Source organism: Dietzia sp. SYD-A1 (assembly GCF_015356725.1).
Classification (GTDB): domain Bacteria; phylum Actinomycetota; class Actinomycetes; order Mycobacteriales; family Mycobacteriaceae; genus Dietzia.
Map to the genome: position 1 here is coordinate 1 of NZ_JADDKI010000653.1, position 1234 is coordinate 1234.

Genomic DNA, 1234 nt, shown 5'->3' on the forward strand with positions numbered 1-1234 from the left:
GTCTCGAACACGGTCACGCGGTGGCCGCGGCCGGCGGCGACGCGCGCGGCCTCGAGTCCGGCCGGACCTGCGCCGATCACGTAGATGTCCTTCGTCTCCGCCGCACGGACGCCCACATTCCGGTGGCGGCCCCGACCGATCTCGGCGTTGACCGCGCAGTGCAGGTGCGGGTCGAAGGCGCGGCAGTCCTGGTTGATACCCAGGCAGCCGCGGATCTCGCCCAGTCGCCCCTGAGCGGACTTGGCCGGCAGGTCCGGGTCGGCCAACAGTGCCCGGGCCATGCCCACCAGGTCGGCCTTGCCGGTCTTGATGATGTGGTCGGCGGTCGCGGCGTCGCGGATGCGTTGACCCACGAGGACGGGGATCCCGGTCTCGGCGCGGATGCGCGCGGCGGAGTCGACGGCGACGGCGTCGGGATGCGTGGCGTCCTTGACGTACGTGCCGCGGGTGCCGTGCGTGATGCTGAAGTAGTCGACCGCCCCCGAGTCGGCGAGGTGCCGCGCGATCCTCACGCAGTTCTCCATCCCCATCCCGCCGGGGATATCCTCCTCCCCACTGAGCCGCACGCCCAGGACCATTTTCTCGGGCATCGCCTCCCGCATGGCGGCGACCACCTCGTCGAGGAATCTCATGCGGCCGACGAGGTCACCGCCGTACCCGTCGGTCCGCCTGTTGGTGAGCGCGGACATGAACTGGGCCGGCAGGTAGCCGTGGGCGGCGTGGATCTCGGCGCCGTCGTACCCCGCGCGGGCCAGATTCGCGGCGGAGACCCGCCACCCCTCGACGATGTCCGCGATCTCCTCGACCGTCAGCTCGTGGGGAGGGTAGGCGTCGCGGGCCGTCTTGACGGCCGAGGGCGCGGAGGGCGGCGAGTCCGATTCGCCCCCGATGAACTCACGCCCCAGGTGGACCAGCTGACCGATGATCTTGGCGCCGTGCCGGTGAACAGCCGCCGCCTTGTCCGTGAAGGCGGGGAGCACCTCGTCGTTGTAGGCCTCGACCAGCTTGCGGGACCGCAGGGTAGTCGAGGGGTGCACCACGGTCGCGCCCCCGATGATCAACCCGACACCGCCGGCGGCCAGGCGCTCGAAGTGCTCCTGGTCGCCGTGGGTGGGCACACCGTCGGTGGCCATGCTCGTTCCGGCCGGCAGGGCGACCAGACGGTTCCGCAGGGTGAGTGCGCCGAGCGTGAACGGGGAGAAAGCGTGGGGGAACTCTGTGATCACCTGGGGTC

The 1234-nt window shown here is 71.1% G+C and carries 1 protein-coding gene; it reads right to left on the reverse strand.

Translation table 11 applies throughout. From position 1 onward, the window contains the following. Positions 1-1226 (reverse strand): tRNA-dihydrouridine synthase (locus tag IY392_RS18245; protein WP_309234214.1); only part of this gene is annotated, 1226 nt, incomplete at its 3' end. Positions 1227-1234 lie beyond the last annotated feature (8 nt).